Origin of the sequence: Microbacterium sp. K35 (genome assembly GCF_004794375.1) — a bacterium.
Lineage (GTDB): Bacteria > Actinomycetota > Actinomycetes > Actinomycetales > Microbacteriaceae > Microbacterium > Microbacterium sufflavum.
Genome location: NZ_SSDM01000133.1, coordinates 1 through 17,964 on the forward strand (window position 1 = coordinate 1; position 17,964 = coordinate 17,964).

At 70.8% G+C, this 17,964-nt stretch carries 22 protein-coding genes; 15 read left to right on the forward strand and 7 right to left on the reverse strand.

What is annotated here, in order from left to right; all coding sequences use genetic code 11:
- Positions 1 to 648 (forward strand): SDR family oxidoreductase (locus tag DW299_RS04150; RefSeq protein WP_136035819.1); only part of this gene is annotated, 648 nt, incomplete at its 5' end.
- Between the two features lie 12 nt (positions 649 to 660).
- Here the strand turns inward: DW299_RS04150 and DW299_RS04155 are convergent.
- Entirely contained in the window at positions 661 to 1,299 is a 639-nt protein-coding gene (locus DW299_RS04155) for a TetR/AcrR family transcriptional regulator (RefSeq protein WP_136035820.1), read from the reverse strand.
- A 63-nt stretch (positions 1,300 to 1,362) separates the two neighbouring features.
- Here DW299_RS04155 and DW299_RS04160 point away from each other — a divergent pair, with 63 nt between their 5' ends.
- Entirely contained in the window at positions 1,363 to 2,676 is a 1,314-nt protein-coding gene (locus DW299_RS04160) for a glycosyltransferase (RefSeq protein WP_136035821.1), read from the forward strand.
- Positions 2,677 to 2,892: 216 nt separating this feature from the next.
- On the opposite strand, the gene DW299_RS04165 is transcribed toward DW299_RS04160, so the two are convergent.
- A complete protein-coding gene (locus tag DW299_RS04165; RefSeq protein ID WP_136035822.1) occupies positions 2,893 to 4,002 on the reverse strand; it encodes a hypothetical protein in 1,110 nt (369 codons plus the stop codon).
- Positions 3,999 to 4,961 carry a hypothetical protein gene (locus tag DW299_RS04170; RefSeq protein ID WP_240745314.1) on the reverse strand — a complete coding sequence of 321 codons (963 nt, stop codon included), beginning with the start codon at positions 4,959 to 4,961 and terminating at the stop codon, positions 3,999 to 4,001. The genes DW299_RS04165 and DW299_RS04170 overlap by 4 nt, the downstream gene beginning before the upstream one ends.
- Before the next feature lie 87 nt (positions 4,962 to 5,048).
- Here DW299_RS04170 and DW299_RS04175 point away from each other — a divergent pair, with 87 nt between their 5' ends.
- From DW299_RS04175 to DW299_RS18880, 3 genes are all read left to right on the forward strand, one after another.
- Positions 5,049 to 5,408 carry an avidin-fold protein gene (locus tag DW299_RS04175; RefSeq protein WP_206252185.1) on the forward strand — a complete coding sequence of 120 codons (360 nt, stop codon included), beginning with the start codon at positions 5,049 to 5,051 and terminating at the stop codon, positions 5,406 to 5,408.
- Positions 5,409 to 5,461: 53 nt separating this feature from the next.
- On the forward strand, positions 5,462 to 5,833 hold the full coding sequence (locus DW299_RS04180) for a hypothetical protein (protein ID WP_136035824.1): 372 nt from the start codon (positions 5,462 to 5,464) through the stop codon (positions 5,831 to 5,833).
- Positions 5,834 to 5,932: 99 nt separating this feature from the next.
- The gene (locus DW299_RS18880) at positions 5,933 to 6,091 is read left to right on the forward strand and encodes a hypothetical protein (protein ID WP_168443072.1); all 159 of its coding nucleotides are present in this window, start codon (positions 5,933 to 5,935) and stop codon (positions 6,089 to 6,091) included.
- Positions 6,092 to 6,098: 7 nt separating this feature from the next.
- Here the strand turns inward: DW299_RS18880 and DW299_RS04185 are convergent, their stop codons facing one another.
- Positions 6,099 to 6,686 carry an Lrp/AsnC family transcriptional regulator gene (locus DW299_RS04185; RefSeq protein WP_206252186.1) on the reverse strand — a complete coding sequence of 196 codons (588 nt, stop codon included), beginning with the start codon at positions 6,684 to 6,686 and terminating at the stop codon, positions 6,099 to 6,101.
- A gap of 152 nt (positions 6,687 to 6,838) precedes the next feature.
- On the opposite strand from DW299_RS04185, the gene DW299_RS04190 reads away from it, so the two are divergent.
- Genes DW299_RS04190 through DW299_RS04210 form a run of 5 tightly spaced genes read left to right on the forward strand, consistent with a single transcriptional unit; the run spans position 6,839 to position 12,077 of the window.
- A complete protein-coding gene (locus tag DW299_RS04190) occupies positions 6,839 to 8,425 on the forward strand; it encodes an ABC transporter substrate-binding protein (RefSeq protein ID WP_136035825.1) in 1,587 nt (528 codons plus the stop codon).
- Between the two features lie 11 nt (positions 8,426 to 8,436).
- A complete protein-coding gene (locus tag DW299_RS04195; RefSeq protein WP_136035826.1) occupies positions 8,437 to 9,498 on the forward strand; it encodes an ABC transporter permease in 1,062 nt (353 codons plus the stop codon).
- Entirely contained in the window at positions 9,495 to 10,406 is a 912-nt protein-coding gene (locus tag DW299_RS04200) for an ABC transporter permease (protein ID WP_136035827.1), read from the forward strand. Before DW299_RS04195 ends, DW299_RS04200 begins: the two co-directional genes overlap by 4 nt.
- A complete protein-coding gene (locus DW299_RS04205; RefSeq protein WP_240745315.1) occupies positions 10,403 to 11,245 on the forward strand; it encodes an ABC transporter ATP-binding protein in 843 nt (280 codons plus the stop codon). The genes DW299_RS04200 and DW299_RS04205 overlap by 4 nt, the downstream gene beginning before the upstream one ends.
- A complete protein-coding gene (locus DW299_RS04210) occupies positions 11,238 to 12,077 on the forward strand; it encodes an ABC transporter ATP-binding protein (RefSeq protein WP_136035828.1) in 840 nt (279 codons plus the stop codon). The genes DW299_RS04205 and DW299_RS04210 overlap by 8 nt, the downstream gene beginning before the upstream one ends.
- A 60-nt stretch (positions 12,078 to 12,137) precedes the next feature.
- Here DW299_RS04210 and DW299_RS04215 read toward each other — a convergent pair whose 3' ends face one another.
- On the reverse strand, positions 12,138 to 12,842 hold the full coding sequence (locus DW299_RS04215) for a hypothetical protein (RefSeq protein ID WP_136035829.1): 705 nt from the start codon (positions 12,840 to 12,842) through the stop codon (positions 12,138 to 12,140).
- 225 nt (positions 12,843 to 13,067) lie between these two features.
- On the opposite strand from DW299_RS04215, the gene rpsF reads away from it, so the two are divergent.
- The 5 genes from rpsF to DW299_RS04240 all read left to right on the forward strand — a co-directional run bounded on the left by rpsF (position 13,068) and on the right by DW299_RS04240 (position 15,583).
- Entirely contained in the window at positions 13,068 to 13,436 is a 369-nt protein-coding gene (rpsF, locus tag DW299_RS04220; protein WP_021201450.1) for a 30S ribosomal protein S6, read from the forward strand.
- A 5-nt stretch (positions 13,437 to 13,441) separates the two neighbouring features.
- Positions 13,442 to 13,942, forward strand: a complete 501-nt coding sequence (locus tag DW299_RS04225; protein WP_136033869.1) for a single-stranded DNA-binding protein — start codon at positions 13,442 to 13,444, stop codon at positions 13,940 to 13,942.
- A 60-nt stretch (positions 13,943 to 14,002) separates the two neighbouring features.
- On the forward strand, positions 14,003 to 14,257 hold the full coding sequence (rpsR, locus tag DW299_RS04230; protein WP_017203799.1) for a 30S ribosomal protein S18: 255 nt from the start codon (positions 14,003 to 14,005) through the stop codon (positions 14,255 to 14,257).
- A 12-nt stretch (positions 14,258 to 14,269) separates the two neighbouring features.
- Positions 14,270 to 14,722, forward strand: coding sequence for a 50S ribosomal protein L9 (gene rplI / locus DW299_RS04235; RefSeq protein WP_136033871.1), 453 nt, complete (start codon positions 14,270 to 14,272; stop codon positions 14,720 to 14,722).
- Between the two features lie 129 nt (positions 14,723 to 14,851).
- A complete protein-coding gene (locus DW299_RS04240; protein WP_136033873.1) occupies positions 14,852 to 15,583 on the forward strand; it encodes a GntR family transcriptional regulator in 732 nt (243 codons plus the stop codon).
- A 69-nt stretch (positions 15,584 to 15,652) separates the two neighbouring features.
- Here DW299_RS04240 and kynU read toward each other — a convergent pair whose 3' ends face one another.
- Together kynU and DW299_RS04250 are read right to left on the reverse strand one after the other, a co-directional pair.
- Positions 15,653 to 16,942, reverse strand: coding sequence for a kynureninase (gene kynU, locus DW299_RS04245; protein WP_136035830.1), 1,290 nt, complete (start codon positions 16,940 to 16,942; stop codon positions 15,653 to 15,655).
- A gap of 26 nt (positions 16,943 to 16,968) precedes the next feature.
- On the reverse strand, positions 16,969 to 17,961 hold the full coding sequence (locus DW299_RS04250; protein WP_136035831.1) for an amidohydrolase family protein: 993 nt from the start codon (positions 17,959 to 17,961) through the stop codon (positions 16,969 to 16,971).
- Between the last annotated feature and the right edge of the window lie 3 nt (positions 17,962 to 17,964).

The window sequence follows — 17,964 nt, forward strand, 5'->3', positions numbered from 1 at the left end:
ACCGTCGCCGACATCGACGGCGACGCGGCGCGGGCCCTCGCGGCGGAGGTGGGCGGGGAGGCGTGGCAGGTGGACCTGTCCGACGTCGCCGCGCTCGCCGAGGCGCGGATCGACACCGACATCCTCGTGAACAACGCGGGCGTGCAGCACGTCAGCCCCATCGAGGAGTTCGATCCGGAGCGGTTCTCGTTCCTCCTGCGGCTGATGCTGGAGGCGCCGTTCCTGCTGATCCGGGCCGCCCTCCCCGGCATGTACGAGCGAGGGTTCGGGCGGGTGCTGAACGTGTCGAGCGTGCACGGCCTTCGGGCCTCGCCGTTCAAGGCGGCGTATGTCGCGGCCAAGCACGGGCTGGAGGGCCTGTCGAAGGTCACGGCGCTGGAGGGCGCGGCCCACGGGGTGACGAGCAACTGCCTGAATCCGGGCTACGTGCGCACGCCGCTGGTGGAGAAGCAGATCGCGGATCAGGCGCGGCTGCACGGCATCGCGGAGGACGAGGTGCTGGAATCGGTGCTGCTCACCGAGTCCGCGATCAAGCGGCTGGTGGAACCGGAGGAGGTCGCGGCGCTCGCGCTGTGGCTCGCGGGCGACGCGGCGGGCATGATCACCGGAGCAAGCCACACGATGGACGGCGGCTGGTCGGCGCGCTGACGCGCAGGCGCGTCAGGGGCGTGTGACCTCGGCGAGCACCGTCGTGCGCAGCCAGTCGGCGTAGCGGGCGGGCGTCCACCCGGACTGCGCGACCAGCTGCTGGTAGCTCTCGGGCGACAGCAGGAACGACAGGGCATCGGCGGTCGCGTCGGTGTCGGTGGCCGCGGGGGCGATGCCGCGCCGCACCAGCTCCGCCACGAACCCGCGGTAGTCCGCCGCCCGGTTCTCCAGGATGCGGCGGAGCGCTTCGTCGACGACGGGGTCGGACAGCGCGGCCCCGAGCAGGACGGTCCACAGGCCGTGCCCGCGCTGGTTGGCCGTGGTGATCTGCGCGAGCACGCCGTCGAGGAACGCGTCGTCGGGCAGGTCGAGCAGTCCGGAGGCGACCTCCGTCTCCACGAGTGACTCCGCGGCCTCCGACCCGGAGAACGTCACCTCGAACGCGGCGATCAGCAGCTCGGCCTTCGCCGCGGTGGTCTTCACGGTCTCGGCCGACACCCCGGCCTCGCGGGCGATGGCCGCGATGGTGGTCGCCTGGTAGCCCTGCGACGCGAAGAGCCGGGCGGCCGCGGCGACGATGCGCGCTCGCGTCTCCTGGGCCTGGCGGGTGCGCAGGGCGGACGTGTAGGCACGCGGGGCGGCTTCAGCCATTGACTTTCCTCAAAGGGTGATGAATACTTCGACGGTACAGTCAATCCTAACCGAAGGCACGCCATGTCCAGCTACCTCCTCACCTGCACTCCCGCTCACGGGCACGTGCTGTCCCTCCTGCAGGTCGCCCGGCACCTGGTCGACGCCGGGCACGAGGTCGGATTCCTCACCAGCGCCCGCTACGCCGACCGGGTGCTGGCCAGCGGCGCCCGCTTCCTTCCGCTGCCGCCCGAGGCCGACGTCGACCTCGACGACGCCGACGGCGCGTTCCCCGAGCGTGCGGGTCTCACCGGCCCCGCAGCACTCCGGTTCGACATGAGCACGCTGTTCGTGCGGCCCGGTGCCGCCCAGCTCGCGGCCGTGCGCGCCGAGCTCGCCTCCCGTCGCATCGACGCCGTCCTCACCGAGCCGCTCTTCGTCGGGGGTGCGCTGCTGCAGCTCCTGCCCGCGGCCGAGCGGCCGCCCGTGATCGCGCTCGGGATCTTCCCCCTCGGAGCTCGCAGCGTCGACACCGCGCCGTTCGGGCTGGGCGTCACCCCGATGCGCGGGCCGCTGGGGCGCCTGCGCAACGCGGCCCTGCGGCTCGTCGCCGAGCGCGCGATCTTCGGCGGGGTGCAGCGGGATGCCGACGACATGGCGCGGCAGACCGTCGGCCGCGACCTCGGCGGCTTCGTGCTGGACTGGGCGGGACGCACCGACGCCTACGTGCAGTTCACGGTGCCCGAGTTCGAGTATCCGCGCGGTGACCTCCCCGACACGGTGCACTTCGCCGGACCGCTGCCCACGACCGCGTCCGACGCCCCGCTGCCGGGCTGGTGGGACGACCTCGACGGCGACCGCCCGGTCGTGCACGTCACCCAGGGCACCATCGCGAACTCCGACTTCACCCAGCTCGTGCTGCCCGCGGTGCACGGGCTCGCGCCGTCCGACCTGCTCGTGGTGGTGACGACGGGCGGGCGCCCGAGGAACAGCCTTCCCGCCGACCTGCCGGAGAACGTGCGGGTGGCGGAGTACCTGCCGTACGACCGGCTGCTGCCGAAGATCGACGCGCTGGTCACCAACGGCGGGTACGGCGGCGTGCAGCAGGCCCTCGCCCACGGGGTGCCGATCGTCGTCGCCGGCCAGACGGAGGACAAGGTGGAGGTCTCGGCGCGCGTGGGCTGGTCGGGCGCCGGCGTGAACCTCCGCACCAACACCCCGGCGTCCGCCCAGATCGCCGCGGCCGTGCACCGCGTGCTGGCGCAGCCGTCGTTCCGCGTGGCGGCGGAGCGCATCGGCACGTCGATGCGCTCGGCCGATGCGTGGTCGACCCTGGATGGGGTGCTCGACCGGGTGACGCGGTCGTGGCCGGCGCGGGAGACCGTCGCGGAGAGCTGAGCGAGCGGTCCATTCCGGCGCATGGACGCAACAGGACGCAACGTCGACCGGTATACCATCCTGGGCAGGCGCCTCCCGGTGTCAGTCCCCAGCTGACCTGGCGGGCGCGACGGCATCGCCGTCATGCGGAGGGAACGTCGGAATTCCTTTCGATCCCGAGGGGGGATGGGGTGGGAGTCGATCCCCAGACGACACCCACCCCCACTTCGGACGCGGTCAGCTCCAGCGCGTCAGCAACCAGAACGCCGCGAAGCCGATCACCACGATCAGGGGAAGCCACGTCCCGGTGCGCTTGAGGCGTCGTCCCTGCGGCGCGACGCCCGGCGGCGGAGTCAGCAGGCCGACCGGCGGAGCGAACGGCAGTGCGTGCCCGCCGGAGGATCCCGCCGTGACGGGCGGCGTCCCCTGCGCAGCCAGCCGATCGTCGCGCCATCGCGCCCACTGGTCGAACTTCGTCAGCAGCGCGCCGACCGCGCCGAACAGCCACGCCCACGTCGCCGGATCCAGCGTCGACGCCTTGCGCTGCGTGTACAGGAACAGCCAGTCGTCGACGATCTCCACGTCGAGCTGTGCGGCGTTGTCGATGAACCGCGCCATGATGTCGGGCGTGAAGAGGTAGAGCGCATCCTGCTCGTAGCCCTCGGGGCAGTACAGGGTGAAGTGCCGGTCGAAGTCGCCCTCGAGCGACAGCCGCTGCGCCCGCTGGAACGACGCCGGCAGGTTGGAGCCGAAGCCGTTGTTGCCCGTCGCGTCGAGCACGATGTTGGGCAGCGGCACGTCGAGCTTCACGGCCACGTAGCCCCAGCGGTAGGTCGTGGAGTTCTTCCCCGACTGCACCGTGTACTGGTAGTTGCCGAACTCCACGAACCGAGGGTGGCTGCCGCGCACCAGGTCCGTGGCGAGGCGCGACCGGCCCAGCTGGAAGATCATGCCGGGCAGCGGCGGGTCGTCCACGCGCGGCTCGTACGTCATGCCGTTGGCCTGGGCGAAGCGGTGCAGCCGGTAGCGGGTGGCCTGACCGTTGCGCACGGCCATCCAGATGAGCACGCCGACCGCGGCCGCGAGCAGCACGATCAGCACGAGCGGGATCGCGGCCGCGCCGGGGGATCCGGTGGATGCGGCCAGGCTCAGCACCACCGTGAACAGGATGGGCAGCATCACCAGCCCGGCGATCGACACGGCGACGATCGCGATGATGGAGGACACCGCCATGCCCGATGTGCGCCGCGACCGCAGCTCGGCGGCGAAGGCGCGCACGGCGGCCGGGTCGACCGGTTCCGTGAGGGGACGGGCGTCGAAGCTCGGCGCCGGAGCGGGCGCCGTCACCGGTTCACCTCGTCGGCGTCCCACGTGAGGTCGGCGCCCTCGCGCAGGGCCAGCGCCTCCAGCCGCTCGTCCGTGCAGATCGCGCGGATGAGCTCGGGCGAGCCCGCGACGATCGTCGAGTCGAAGTCGATCTCCGAGACCATGACCCAGGCGCGGTCGTCGGGCCACAGCAGGCTCGGACTCTGCGCCGACGGCGGGAACCCGTGCTCCTCGGCGGCGAGGTCGCGCCACGGCGCCCGCAGGACCCAGTCCGGATCGGCGAACTCCGATGCTCCGGCGGTGAACGGCACGTGGTCGCGCTGGGGGAGCCGCAACCGGGGCCCCTCCGAGATCTCGCGTGACAGGATGCCCTCCTGCCAGGTGGGCTTGCGGAAGCCGTTGTTGAACGGATCGTGGGTGCTGCGCTCCAGCATCGCCCGGTGGTGGGGGTCGTCGTCGAACCCGAGGAACGCGCGCGACGGCGTCTGTCCGAAGAAGCCGACCAGTCCACCCCATCCCTCCCACAGCGCCGCGACCCCCGCGTCGGGTGTCGCGGTGTGCGCGGCCAGGTGGCCCGCCAGCACGGACAGCAGGTCGGGGTCGAGCTCCCCCTCCGCAGGGGCGTTGTACTCGCGCCCGTCCGGGCCGATCCGGGTGCGCCAGTCGCCGTCGACCGGGGTGCGCACGATCCGCTGCCACTGTGCCAGTGCGTGCATCGTGGTGCCGAAGACCGCGGCGGTGTCGGCCCAGGTCACGCGCTCGCCGGAGAACTGTGCGTCGAGCCGGCGGCGCTCGGGTTCCGGCAGGCGCTCCCACTCGTCGGGGGTGGGGTACGGGCGGTCGGGCAGGGAGCGCACGACCCCCGGATGGAACACGCGCGCGTAGGCGGGGAACCCGCGCGGCACCACGCCGTGCATGCTCGCGGTCACGTCGTCGTCGAGGCGGTCGCGCAGCCAGGCGCCGGGGCTCGGGTCGGCCATCCACTCCATGCGACCCACGGTACCGGCCGGGCCCGGGCGCCCGGCCTCCCGCGCGGCGGCGTCTGCGGCATCCTCCATAATCGAGGGGTGACTGCGACTGCGACCCTTCCCTCCCTCGACGGCCGACGCTTCCGCATGGTGTCGTCCACCACCTCCGCCGTCGACCCCGACGCCCCCAGCATCTTCGAGTACTTCGAGCGCGACGGCGCCATCTGGGGCGGGTACGAGGGCGACACGGTCACGTTCGGCAAGTTCGTCGGAACCCGCACGGCCGACACCATCTGGGTGTCGTTCGTGCACGTGCTCAAGACCGACGGCACCGTCGTCACCGGCGACGGCGAGAGCGAGCTTGAGCTCACCGACGACGGCCGCATCCGCCTCGTCGAGCACTACGAGATGCACGGCCTGCCGCAGCTGAGCGTGGTCGAGGAGATCCCCGCCGCCTGACCCGGGTCGGCGGGGCGGCCTCGTAAGCGCCGATGTCAGCTAGCGTGTTACACGTGACGAACAAGAGCAAGCAGCTCGGGATTTGCCAGGTGGCGAGTGGCGGAGGCGGAGGAACGTGCACGATCGCGAACTCGTACACCGTGAGCACTCACATTGATGCATCATTCGGTCTCTCAACCGCGACGGTAGCCGCGGGCATCGGTATCAGCGAAGACAAGACGGTCACGAGTTCCATTCAATGGACGTCGCCGGTTGCACCCGCGGGAGCCTCCTATAAAGCTTGGGCTGTCGGCACCCGAGTGACCTATCAGATCCAGAAGTGGAAGCTGACCAAGGCGCACGGGAGGTCCGCGCAGACGCTTCTATCGACGAGTCGTGTGCTGACGGCTTTCAGCCCCGTCCCGGGCTTCACGGTTGGTCAGTGACTCGTGGCAAGGAAATCGAGGAGGTTCGCGCGGCTCGGCGCCTGGGTGCTTGCCGTCGCCACACTGTCGATGGGGATCTTCTTCACCGTTTCGAGAACCGTGAGCGTAGCCTCACCGGCGCCCGGGGCGACGGAGTCCTTCGAGATCCATCCGGTCGACGTGACCGGGGTCGGGCTCGCTCTTCTCGTGGTGGGTCTCGTGATCCTCGCTGCGCTGCTCATCCTCGAGGGATACGGCCGGAGCGACACCGAGCGCTGACCCCGGGTCAGCGGGGCGGGAGGGTGTCGCGGCCGGGGGAGGCGGGTGTCCAGCGGGTCATGCCGAGCGGCACCTCGGTGTCGCGCTCCGGGAGGTCGGCGGGCAGCAGGTAGGGGCGGCGGACCACCTCGTCGAGCACCACGACGCTGACCACGGTGCGCACCTCGGGCAGCTGCGCGATCACCCCGGTGGAGAACTCGTGCACCCCGCTGACGTCGACCGCGCGGATCAGCAGCATCGCGTCGTGCTCGCCCGTGGTGATGGCGCACCACTCCACGTCGGGCATCTCGATGATGCGCTCCCGGAACGAGGCCCAGGCCTGCGGCATGACCGTGACGAACACGAGCGCGCCGATCGACAGTCCGGCCTTGGCGTGATCGACGCGGGCGCTGAAGCCGGTGATGACGCCGTCGTGCACCAGGGACTCGACCCGGGTGTACGCGCTGGCGCGGGAGATGCCGACCTTCTCGGCCAGTGCGGCGATCGAGACGCGACCGTTATCACGCAGCACATCGAGGATTCTGTACGCCGTCTCATCCAGTGGGGCGGCACTTCGTCCAGAAAGCTTCGACGGATCCGCATCCTTGCTGGACATATTGCTCCTGACATCCGAGGTTCTGGACAAAGCGTGCCGATGTGACCCGCACTTGCTGGACACATCGTCGCATATGATGCGAATCTGATCACCGGTCGTCCACATCGGACATCACCGGAACCCGAATGTACTCCTCGCCCTTGGAGGCCCTCATGTCGTCACGCCGTTTCACGCCGGTCATCGCGCTCGGAGCCGTCGCGCTCCTGGCGCTCGCGGGTTGCTCGGGAGGGAACTCGGCGAACAACTCCGACGCGTCCCAGGGCTCCGACTCGCTCGTCATCGACACCGCGTTCTCGATCGAGACCGCCGACCCTGGTCACACCTACGACCCGACCGGCAATATGATCGCGAAGGCCCTGTACGAGACCCTCGTCGACTTCGAGGGCTCCGACGTCTCCACGCCGGTCCCCGGTCTCGCCTCGTGGGAGCAGAACGACGCCGCGACCGAGTTCACCTTCACGCTCGAGGGCGACCGCGTCTTCTCCGACGGCTCGCCCGTCGAGGCGAAGGACGTCGTGTTCTCGCTGCAGCGCATCCAGGGCATGGAAGACGCCAAGCCCAACTTCCTGCTCGGCGGCCTCACCATCACCGAGGTCGACGACAAGACCATCCGGTTCACGTCCGAGACCCCGCTGCTGCAGCTCCCGGCCATCCTCGCGAACCCGGCCCTCGGCATCGTGAACTCCGACGTGGTGATCGAGAACGGCGGCGCGATCGACGGCACCGACTCGGCACAGGAGTTCCTCGACGGCGAGTCCGCGGGCTCCGGGCCGTTCGTGCTCGACACGCTCGACCTCAGCTCGCAGGTGGTCCTGAAGAGCAACGACGAGTACAACGGCGACGAGAAGTCGGCCTACAGCCGCGTGGTGGTGCGCAACGTGTCGGAGAGCGCCACGCAGCTCGCCAACCTCAAGGGCGGCGACTCGATGGTCGCGATGGACCTCAACGGCGACCAGGTCGCGGGCCTCGGCGACGACATCACGGTCGACTCGGTCCCGTCGGGCCAGACCATCTTCCTGCTGCTGAACCAGTCGCCCGCCGTAGCCGGCGAGCTGGCCAACGTGAAGATCGCCGAGGCGATCCGCTACGCGCTCGACTACGACGCGCTGCTCGAGCTCGCCGGTGCGGGCGCCGTGCAGGCGACGGGCGTGATCCCGCCCGGATTCGAGGGTGCACTCGACGGCGGCGTGGAGCAGGACCTCGACAAGGCGAAGGCCGCGCTCGCCGAGGCCGGCTACACCGGCCAGACGCTGAAGCTGCAGTTCCCGAACGACTACCCGGTCGGCGGCGTGGAGTTCACCCCGCTCGCGGAGCGCGTGCAGGCGCAGCTCGAAGACGCCGGCATCACGGTCGAGCTCGCCCCGGCACCGTTCGCGACCGAGCTCGACGCGTACGTCAACGGCACCGAGGGCTTCGGCCTGTGGTTCTGGGGTCCGGACTACGCCGACTCGGCGAACTTCCTCCCCTTCGCTCCCGGTCTGAAGGTCGGCCTGCGCGCCGGCTGGGCGGCCGAGGCCAACCCGGAGATCGCGGGCATCGCGGCGGGTGCCGCGAGCGCCACCGACCCCGCGCAGCGCGAGGCCGCGTTCACCGAGTTCGCCGAGGCGATGCAGGAGCAGGGTCCGTTCGTGCCGCTCATCGTCCCCGGCCGCAACATCTCCTCCGCGAGCGACGTGACCGGTGCCGTGTACAACTCCGTGTGGGAGATGGACATCGCCGAGATCGCCCCGGCCGGCTGAACGGACCTTCCATGACGACAGTGGCCGTGCAGAGGCAGGCGCAGCGGCGCCGTTCGCCTCTCGTCGGATACCTGCTGCGGCGGGCCGGGACCTCCCTGCTCCTGTTGGTGGGCGTGACGATCGTCACGTTCGCGCTCACCAACCTGGTGCCGGGAGACCCGGTCTCGGCCGCCCTCGGTGAGGGCGCGTCGCAGAACCCGGCGACGCGCGAGGCGTTCATCAAGGCGAACGGACTCGACCAGCCACTGTTCGTGCAGTACTTCATCTATATGGGGAACCTGCTCCGCGGGGACCTCGGCACGTCGCTGGTGACCGGACGCCCGGTCACCAGCGACCTCGCCACCGCGGTGCCCGCGACGATCGAGATCGCGATCGGGGCGATCATCGTCAGCCTCGCGGTCAGCATCGTGCTCGGCACGCTCGCCGCCTACCGCCGGGGCCTCGTCACCGACCAGGTCATCCGCGTGGTCACCCTCGTCGGCCTCAGCGTCCCCACCTTCTGGCTCGCGCTGGTCAGCTTCTACGTCTTCTTCCTGGAGCTGCGCATCGCGCCGGGCTCGGGTCGCATCTCGCCGTCGATCACCCCGCCGCCGCGCGTGACCGGGCTCTACACGGTCGACTACCTGCTCAACGGCGACGGCGTCGGCTTCTTCGATGCGCTCGCCCACCTCGCCCTTCCCGTCATGGTGCTCTCGCTCGTGACCATCGGCCTGCTCACCCGGTTCATCCGCACGTCGGTGCTGGAGGTGCTGGGCAGCGACTACGTGCGGGCCGCCCGCGCCAAGGGCCTCCCGGCCATGCGCGTCATCCTCGACTACGTGCTCCGTGGAGCCTCGCTGCCGATCCTCACCGTGGTGGGCGTCGCGTTCGGGGCCCTGCTGTCGGGCACCGTGCTCGTGGAGTCGGTGTTCGCGTGGCCGGGCCTGGGCACGTACGCCTACAACTCCGCCGCGAACCTCGACCTGCCCGGCATCATGGGCGTCGGCCTGGTCGTCGGCATGATCTATCTCCTCATCAACTTCATCGTCGACCTGCTCTACGGCGTGCTCGACCCGAGAGTGAGGATCGCATGAGCCGCATCGACGCCGCCGCCGGCCCCTGGCGCTTCCGCTCCCGCTGGCCCCGCGCCTGGCGCACCCCGCTCGGCATCATCGGCACCGTGATCGCGGCGGCCTGGATCGTCATCGCCTTCACGGCGCAGTGGTGGGTGCCGTACCCGCCGAACGCGCAGGTGCTGCCGCGACTGCAGGAGCCGGGCATCGACACGATCCTCGGCACCGACGGCAACGGCCGCGACATCTTCTCGCGACTGATGACCGGAGCGACGGTGAGCCTGCCGCTCGCGCTCATGCTCGTGATCGCGGCGATGATCATCGGCACGCTGATCGGCGCCGTCGCGGGCTACTTCGGCCGCGCGGTCGACGAGACGCTGATGCGCATCACCGACCTCTTCATGGCGTTCCCGACCGTGATCCTCGCGATGGTGGTCGCCGCGTCGCTCGGCCCGTCGCTGTTCAACGCGGTGATCGCGGCGATCGTGGTGTCGTGGCCGCAGTACGCCCGCGTCACCCGCAGCATCGTGCTCGGCCTGCGCGGACAGAACTACGTGATCGCCGGACGCCTGCTCGGCCACTCGCCGCTGCGGACCCTGTTTGTGGACATCCTCCCCAACATCGCCGGGCCCGTGCTCGTGCTCGCCACGCTCGACATCGGCGCCGCGATCCTGCTGCTCTCCGGCCTCTCCTTCCTCGGCCTCGGCGCGCAGCCGCCCACCGCCGAGTGGGGGTCGATGATCTCGGGGGCCATGCAGAACTTCGACGCCTGGTGGCTCGGGGTGTTCCCCGGTCTCGCGATCCTCACGGTCGTGCTGGCGTTCAACTTCCTCGGCGATGCGATGCGCGACGTGCTCGACCCGACCGCCGAGGTCACGCACGAGAAGGAGGCCGACCACCAGGCCTCCGCGACGGGGGTGCCCGCATGACCGCCGCGCTGAGCATCCGCGATCTCACGGTCGACATCGGCCGTCCGCTCGTGAAGGGCGTGTCGCTCGAGCTCGAGGCCGGGCGCATCCACGGCCTCGCGGGCGAGTCGGGCTCCGGCAAGACCCTCACCTCGCTCGCGGTGCTCGGGCTGCTGCCGCGGCAGGCCCGCACGGGCGGCTCGATCACCCTCGCGGGGGAGGAGCTGCTCGGCCTGAAGCGCCGCGGCCTCAATCGCATCCGCGGGAAGCGCATCGCGATGGTGTTCCAGGACCCGTCGGCGTCGCTGCACCCGCAGCTCCCGGTCGGCCGCCAGCTCACCGACCACATGCGCGTGCACCTCGGCCTCACGGGCGCCGCGGCGCGCGAGCGGGCGGTGGAGCTGCTGCAGACCGTGCAGGTGCCGAACCCGGCCGAGGCGCTGAAGCGCTACCCGCACCAGTTCTCGGGCGGGCAGCGGCAGCGCATCGCGATCGCGTGCGCCCTGGCGTGCGACCCCGAGGTGCTGCTGGCGGACGAGCCCACCACGGCGCTCGACGTCACGGTGCAGGCCGGCATCCTGCAGCTGCTGCGCGACCTCGCCATCGAACGGAACCTCGCCGTGCTGCTCGTGACGCACGACCTCGGCGTGATGAGCGCGATCGCCGACACCGTCGCGGTCATGAAGGACGGCCGCATCGTGGAGCTCGCCGACCGCGAGACCCTGTTCCTGCACCCGCAGCACGAGTACACGCGGATGCTGCTCGCCGCCCTCCCCGGCTCGCGCATCGAGGCGCCCGCGGTCGACGCGATGGACCAGGTCGATGCGGTCGACCCGATCGAGGAGGATGCGCATGAGTGAGGTCAGCGTCCTCGACGCGCGCGACGTGGTCGTGCGCTACCCGGGCAATCCGCCGGTGATCGCCGTGAACGGGGTGTCGGTCCGCGTCGCCGCGGGGGAGACCGTCGCGCTGGTCGGCGAGTCGGGCAGCGGCAAGTCGAGCCTCGCCCGCGCCGTCGTCGGCATCGAGAAGACCGCCGCCGGCACGGTCGAGTTCCGCGGGGCCCCGGTCGCGCCGCTCGGCATCCGCCGCCGGTCGACCGCCCTGACCGGGATCCAGATGGTGTTCCAGGACCCGTCGACCTCGCTGAACCCTCGCCGACGCATCGGCGACCAGATCTCCGACGGCATCGCCACCGCCCGAGCGCGCGGTGCCGCCGGATCCACCGTGGAGGAGTGGCTCGAACGCGTCGGGCTGCCCGCGAACGTCCGCACCCGCTTCCCGCACCAGTTCTCGGGCGGGCAGAAGCAGCGCATCGCGATCGCCAGGGCCCTGGCCGCGCGGCCCTCGCTGCTCGTGGCGGACGAGCCCATCTCCGCGCTCGACGCCTCGACGCAGACGAGCGTGGCCGGACTGATGCGAGACCTGGTGGCCGAGTCGGGCGCCGGCATGCTCTTCATCTCGCACGACCTCGCCGTGGTGCGCCGCATCGCCGATCGCACCCTGGTCATGTTCGCGGGACGGGTGCTCGAGTCGGGCCCCACGGAGCAGCTGTGGTCCGCGCCGCAGCACCCCTACACGCAGGCCCTGCTCGCGGCCATCCCCGAGCCGGACGGCGCCGGCCGCATCCCCGACGCCCCCTCCACGGACGACCGCGCCGTGTGGGCCGAGGTCCCGCCCGTCGCCTACTGACGCGGGGCCGGACGGCGAAGGGCCGGGGCGCATGCCCCGGCCCTTCGTGTCATCCCCGGATCACACCGGGGCGACGATGTCCTGCTTCACGTCCCACTCGGTGATCTCCATCGCGATCTCCAGCGACTGGCCCTCGACGGACGCGGTGCTCTTCGATGCGAGGTTGACGTAGTCGGCGGTGACCTCGAACGCCACGTCGACCGTCGTGCCCTGCTGGTCGACCGAACCGGTGATCAGGAACACCTTCTGGCCGAGGCGCTCGCCGGTGCCGCTCACGGTGAAGTCGCCTGCGAGGGCCTCGGCCGCGGCGGCGGGGTCCATGGCGGCGACGTCGGCCGCGCTCGTGCTGAGGCCCGCGATGATCGGGTCGCTGGAGTCCGGGTCGGCCGGCTGCCAGTCGCTCGACGGCGACTTGACCCACACGTCGTCGCCGATCGCGACGATCGAGCCCATCGGCGAGATCGACTCGAGGGCGTCCTCGGAGGGGTTCACGCGGGCGGTGCTCTCCATGCCCAGCACGCTCGTCTTGGCGGCGTAGCCCGCGGAGTCGGCCATCGCGTCGGCGATGCACGTGCCGAGCGCCGTGCCGTCGACGGTCGCGCCCTCGGCCAGCTCGGGGCAGTCCGTGGCCGCTGCGTCGGCCTCCTGCGATGCGGCCGTGCTCGGCTTCGCGTCGGCCGGCTTGTCCGATCCGCCCGCCGAGCATCCGGTGAGCATGACGGCGGCGGCGAGAACGACGCCGACCCCCCACTTGTTGACGCGCATGGCGCCCCCCTCCAGTCATGTGCCCGATGACGGTCATCGGGCACGCCCTCCAGCATGCCAAGCCGCGGGCCGATCGGTGGGAGGCGGCTCGGAGGAATGTCCGCTAGACTGTCGAGGTTGTCTGCCTTCCGGCACCCACTCGGGTTCCACGGGCGGGCACGTGCACACACCCTCCTGCTCCCGGGAAAGTCCCGAGAGCCGTTCTAGTCCGAAGGAGGTGGGTAAGTGACGCACCAGTACGAACTCATGGTCATTCTGACCCCCGAGATCGACGAGCGCCAGGTCGCCCCGACGCTCGACAAGTTCCTGAAGGTCATCACCAACGATGGTGGCTCGATCGAGAACGTCGACATCTGGGGCAAGCGCCGTCTGGCCTACGAGATCCAGAAGAAGACCGAGGGCATCTACGCCGTCGTCAACTTCACCGCGACCAGCGCCGCCACGCAGGAGCTCGACCGTCAGCTCAAGCTGAACGAGCAGATCATGCGCACCAAGGTCTTGCGCGCGGAAGAGGCTCAGGCGATGATCGCGTCCGAGGCCAAGCGCTCCGAAGAGAAGGCTGCCCGCAAGGCCGCCAAGGCTGCGAAGGCCTAAGTCTCATGGCCGGCGAAACCGTCATCACCGTGGTGGGAAACCTCACGGCCGACCCCGAGCTGCGGTACACGCAGAACGGGCTGCCGGTGGCGAACTTCACCATCGCATCGACGCCGCGCAACTTCGACCGTGCCGCGAACGAGTGGAAGGACGGCGAAGCGCTGTTCCTCCGCGCGTCGGTCTGGCGCGAGTTCGCGGAGCACGTGGCGGGCTCGCTGACCAAGGGCATGCGCGTGATCGCGCAGGGCCGTCTGCGTCAGCGTTCCTACCAGGACCGCGAGGGCAACCAGCGCACCGCGATCGAGCTGGAGGTCGACGAGATCGGCCCCTCGCTGCGGTACGCGACCGCGCAGGTCACCCGTGCGGCCTCGAGCGGTGGCGGTGGCGGGCAGTCCCGTCCGCAGCAGCAGCAGGTGTCGGAGGAGCCGTGGTCCACGCCCGGCTCGTCGACCAGCGCCGACGCCTGGAGCACTCCGGGCAGCTTCGGCGACGACACCCCGTTCTGATCAATTCTCCGGATGCGCGCGAGCGCGCAGCGTCCGATCATCATCACTAAGGAAAGAGCAATGGCTGGAAAGTCGAGCGGCGACCGCCGCAAGCCGCGGAAGGGCGCGAAGAACGCCGCCCCCGCGAAGTCCATCCGGGTCGGTGTCATCGATTACAAGGATGTCGCCACCCTCCGCAAGTTCGTCTCGGAGCGCGGCAAGATCCGCGCCCGTCGCATCACCGGTGTGTCGGTGCAGGAGCAGCGTCTGATCGCCACGGCGATCAAGAACGCCCGCGAGATGGCGCTCCTGCCCTACGCTGGCGCCGGCCGGTAAGGGGTTACTGAGATGGCAAAGCTGATTCTCACGAACGAGGTCGCCGGGCTGGGTAGCGCCGGTGACGTGGTCGAGGTCAAGAACGGGTACGCCCGCAACTACCTCATCCCGCAGGGTTTCGCGACCGCGTGGACGCGCGGTGGCGAGAAGCAGGTCGCGTCGATCCAGGCCGCACGCCAGGCGCGTGCGATCCACGACCGCGACGAGGCCGTGGCCCTGAAGAACTCGCTGGAGGCCGCCAAGGTGCGCCTCGCGGTCAAGGCCGGCAAGGAGGGTCGTCTCTTCGGCTCGGTCAAGACCGCCGACGTGGCCGACGCGGTCGAGGCCGCCGGTCTCGGTGCGATCGACAAGCGCAAGGTGCACATCACGTCGCCCATCAAGGCGACCGGTGAGCACGAGGCGACCGTGCGTCTGCACGAGGACGTCACCGCGGTCATCACGCTGCAGGTCGTCGCCGCCAAGTAAGGCACGTCTGTCGAACGCCCTCCGTCCTCCGGGACGGGGGGCGTTCGTCGTTCTCCGGCCGCGACGCGTTCGGTGATCTTGGATCCAGAATGCAGAGTTTGAGGGCTTCGATCCGATAGCCTCTGACCCATGGTGAAGTCAGGGGACGCGGCCGCGTCTGCGAAGGATCGCGCCGATGCGCTGCAGAAGCTCGCCCAGCGACACGGGGCCGGGTATCGGTCGGTCGGCGCGATGGCGTACGACATCATCCGCGACGCGATCCTCGATGGCACGCTCCCGCCCGGAATGAAACTGCGCCAGGAGACCCTCGCCGAATCGATCGGCATCTCCCGCCTCCCGATCCGCTCCGCCCTCATCCAGCTCGAGGCCGACGGGCTCGTGGTGTTCCACGCCCGCCGCGGCGCGATGGTGCGGGCGCTGTCCACGGAGGAGGCCGGGGAGGTCTACCACCTGCGCATGCTGCTCGAGAAGGAGGCGCTGCGCCTGGCGATGGCGGAGATCACGCCCGAACGGGTCGAGCGCCTGCGGGAGCTCGCGAAGACCGCCGACGACATCTCCGAGGGCGGCGAGTTCGTCGAGGCGCGCACCGAGTTCTACGCCACCCTGTACGACGCGCAGGCCCGCCCGCTGCTGTGGGAGATGATCGAGCAGCTGCGGCTCAAGCTCGGGCGCTACGTGCTGGGGTGGCGGCTGGGGCCCGCGGGCTCGCACGACCACTCGCACACCGAGCTCGTCGACGTGGTCGCGGCCGGCGACGCGAAGAAGGCGCTGGGCGTGCTGGAGGCCCACCTGACCCAGGTGCGCGACGGCGTGATCGCCCTGCTCGACGACGCGGCCGCGGAGGGCGCGGACAACTCCTGACGCGGCGCACGACTCGCTGCGGGCGACTCCGCCGACACACCGCTCCGCAGGCGCAGGACCGCCCGGGGCTCAGGTGACGGTGCCGCGGCGCGCGAAGCGGGGCTCGCGCCACACCTCGGTCTCCAGCACGTCGTGCAGCACGTCGACCGCATCCCACACGTCGGCGTAGGAGGTGTAGAGCGGGGTGAACCCGAAGCGGATGAGGTCGGGCGCCCGGAAGTCGCCGATGACCCCGCGCTCGATGAGGGCCTGCATCACCGCATAGCCGTCGTCGTGGCGCAGCGACACCTGGCTGCCGCGGCGGGACGACTCGCGCGGTGTGACCGACACGATGCCCCAGCGCTCTGCGAGCCGCGCGTCCACGAGCGACAGGAACAGCTCGGTCAGCCGCAGGCTCTTCTCGCGCAGCAGCTCCAGGTCGACGTCGTCCCAGATGTCGAGGCTCGCCTCCAGTCCCGCGACCGACAGCAGCTGCGGTGTGCCGACGCGGAACCGCTCGATGCCGGGCGCCGGGGCGTAGCCCACCGTGAAGTCGAACGGACGAGCGTGGCCGTGCCAGCCGGTGAGCGCGGGCCGGGCGGCGGCGTGATGGCGGGACGCGGCCCACAGGAACGAGGGTGACCCCGGGCCGCCGTTGAGGTACTTGTAGGTGCAGCCCACCGCGAAGTCGGCCCCGGCGGCGTTCAGGTCGATCGGCAGCGCCCCGGCGCTGTGGCACAGGTCCCACACCACCAGCGCCCCGGCGGCCTGCACGCGGCGCGTGACCTCGGCCAGATCGTGCAGCCGCCCGGTGCGGTAGTCGACCTGGGTGAGCACGACCACCGCCACATGGTCGTCGAGCACGTCGTCGAGCGTGGGGCCGTCGTCGGCGATCAGCCGCCGCTCCAGGGGTTCGCCGCCGCCGAGCAGCTCCTGCACGGCCTCCAGCATGTACAGGTCGGTGGGGAAGTTGCCGCGCTCGGCGACGATCACGCGCCGCCCCGGCCGCATGCGCACCGCCGCGACCACGGCCTGGAAGAGGCTCGCCGACGTGGAGTCGCCGAGCACGACCTCGCCCTCCGCGGCGCCGATCAGCGGGGCGATCCGGTCGCCGACCGTACGCGGCTTCGCGAACCAGCCCGCGTCGTTCCAGCTGCGGATGAGCCCGGTGCCCCACTCCTCGGTGATCACGCGCTGCACGTGCGCCGGGGTGTGCCGGGGGAGCGCGCCGAGGGAGTTGCCGTCGAGGTAGATCACGCCCCCCGGCAGCACGAAGCGGTCGCGGAACGAGCCGAGCGGATCGGAGGCGTCGAGCGCCTCGCAGGTGGCGCGGTCGAGGGCGGTGCGGGTCGTGGCGCTGGGCGGGGTCGTGGTGCTCATGGGGCGGGTCCGTTCGGGTCGTGCGGTCAGCGGCCGAGGAAGCGCAGGGCGTTGTCGCGGAGGATGGCGGTCTTGTCGGCGTCGTCGAGGAAGGCGGAGCGGTGGACGACGTCGCCGACCGGTCGCTCGCCCAGGGGATACGGGTAGTCGCTGCCGACCATCACCTGCGAGGCGCCGAGCGTGTCGACGAGCAGGCGCAGCGCGGCCGGGTCGAACACGACGCTGTCGACGCTGAACCGGTCGAGGTAGGCGGAGGGCGGCTGTGCGCTCACGCCGATCACGTCGGGCCGCTGCCGCCACGCGTTCTCGAAGCGGCCGAGCCAGAACGCGAACGAGCCGCCACCGTGCGCGAACGCGAGCCGCAGCGACGGCGGAACGCGGTCGAACACTCCGCCGAGGATCAGCGCGATGATCGACAGGTGCGTCTCGGCGGGCATGCCCGTGAGCCAGCGGGCCATCCAGCGATCGAGTCGCGGCGAGCCGGCCATGTCCCAGGGGTGCACGAACACGGGGATCCCGCGCCCGGCGCAGTGCTGGAGGAACGTGACGATACCGGCGTCGTCGAGGTCGCGGTCACCGACGTGGTTGCCGATCTCGACCCCGGCGTGACCGGAGGCGATCGCGCGGTCGGCCTCGACGCACGCGGCATCCGGATCCTGCAGCGGCACCTGCGCGAACGGGATGAGCCGATCGGGTGCGGGGGCGCAGATCTCCAGCGCCAGGTCGTTGAAGAGGCGCGCGACCTTCACCGCCTCGTCTCCCGACTTGTCATAGGAGAAGAACAGCGGGGTGGGGGAGACCACCTGCATCTCCACGCCGTCAGCGTCCATGTCGGCCAGGCGCACCTCGGCATCCCAGCAGTCGTCGCCGATGCGACGGAACTCGGACTCGCCGAGCATGATCATCGCCTCGCGCTCGGAGTCCACGCGCAGGGTCGGCCAGAGCCCCGGCCCGACCTGCGTGGACAGGTCGGGCCAGGCGCTCGGCACGAAGTGCGTGTGGACGTCGATCGTGCCCAACGC

Bases quoted from the DNA above. Each gene is read 5' to 3' on its own strand.
- rplI (WP_136033871.1), top strand. From the start codon at position 14,270: ATGGCAAAGCTGATTCTCACGAACGAGGTCGCCGGGCTGGGTAGCGCC.
- DW299_RS04170 (WP_240745314.1), bottom strand. From the start codon at position 4,961: ATGGCCGACCCGAGCCCCGGCGCCTGGCTGCGCGACCGCCTCGACGAC.
- DW299_RS04200 (WP_136035827.1), top strand. From the start codon at position 9,495: ATGAGCCGCATCGACGCCGCCGCCGGCCCCTGGCGCTTCCGCTCCCGC.
- DW299_RS04160 (WP_136035821.1), top strand. From the start codon at position 1,363: ATGTCCAGCTACCTCCTCACCTGCACTCCCGCTCACGGGCACGTGCTG.
- DW299_RS04215 (WP_136035829.1), bottom strand. From the start codon at position 12,842: ATGCGCGTCAACAAGTGGGGGGTCGGCGTCGTTCTCGCCGCCGCCGTC.
- DW299_RS04225 (WP_136033869.1), top strand. From the start codon at position 13,442: ATGGCCGGCGAAACCGTCATCACCGTGGTGGGAAACCTCACGGCCGAC.
- DW299_RS04240 (WP_136033873.1), top strand. From the start codon at position 14,852: ATGGTGAAGTCAGGGGACGCGGCCGCGTCTGCGAAGGATCGCGCCGAT.
- kynU (WP_136035830.1), bottom strand. From the start codon at position 16,942: ATGAGCACCACGACCCCGCCCAGCGCCACGACCCGCACCGCCCTCGAC.
- rpsR (WP_017203799.1), top strand. From the start codon at position 14,003: ATGGCTGGAAAGTCGAGCGGCGACCGCCGCAAGCCGCGGAAGGGCGCG.
- DW299_RS04205 (WP_240745315.1), top strand. From the start codon at position 10,403: ATGACCGCCGCGCTGAGCATCCGCGATCTCACGGTCGACATCGGCCGT.
- DW299_RS04210 (WP_136035828.1), top strand. From the start codon at position 11,238: ATGAGTGAGGTCAGCGTCCTCGACGCGCGCGACGTGGTCGTGCGCTAC.
- DW299_RS04195 (WP_136035826.1), top strand. From the start codon at position 8,437: ATGACGACAGTGGCCGTGCAGAGGCAGGCGCAGCGGCGCCGTTCGCCT.
- DW299_RS04155 (WP_136035820.1), bottom strand. From the start codon at position 1,299: ATGGCTGAAGCCGCCCCGCGTGCCTACACGTCCGCCCTGCGCACCCGC.
- DW299_RS04190 (WP_136035825.1), top strand. From the start codon at position 6,839: ATGTCGTCACGCCGTTTCACGCCGGTCATCGCGCTCGGAGCCGTCGCG.
- DW299_RS04185 (WP_206252186.1), bottom strand. From the start codon at position 6,686: ATGTCCAGCAAGGATGCGGATCCGTCGAAGCTTTCTGGACGAAGTGCC.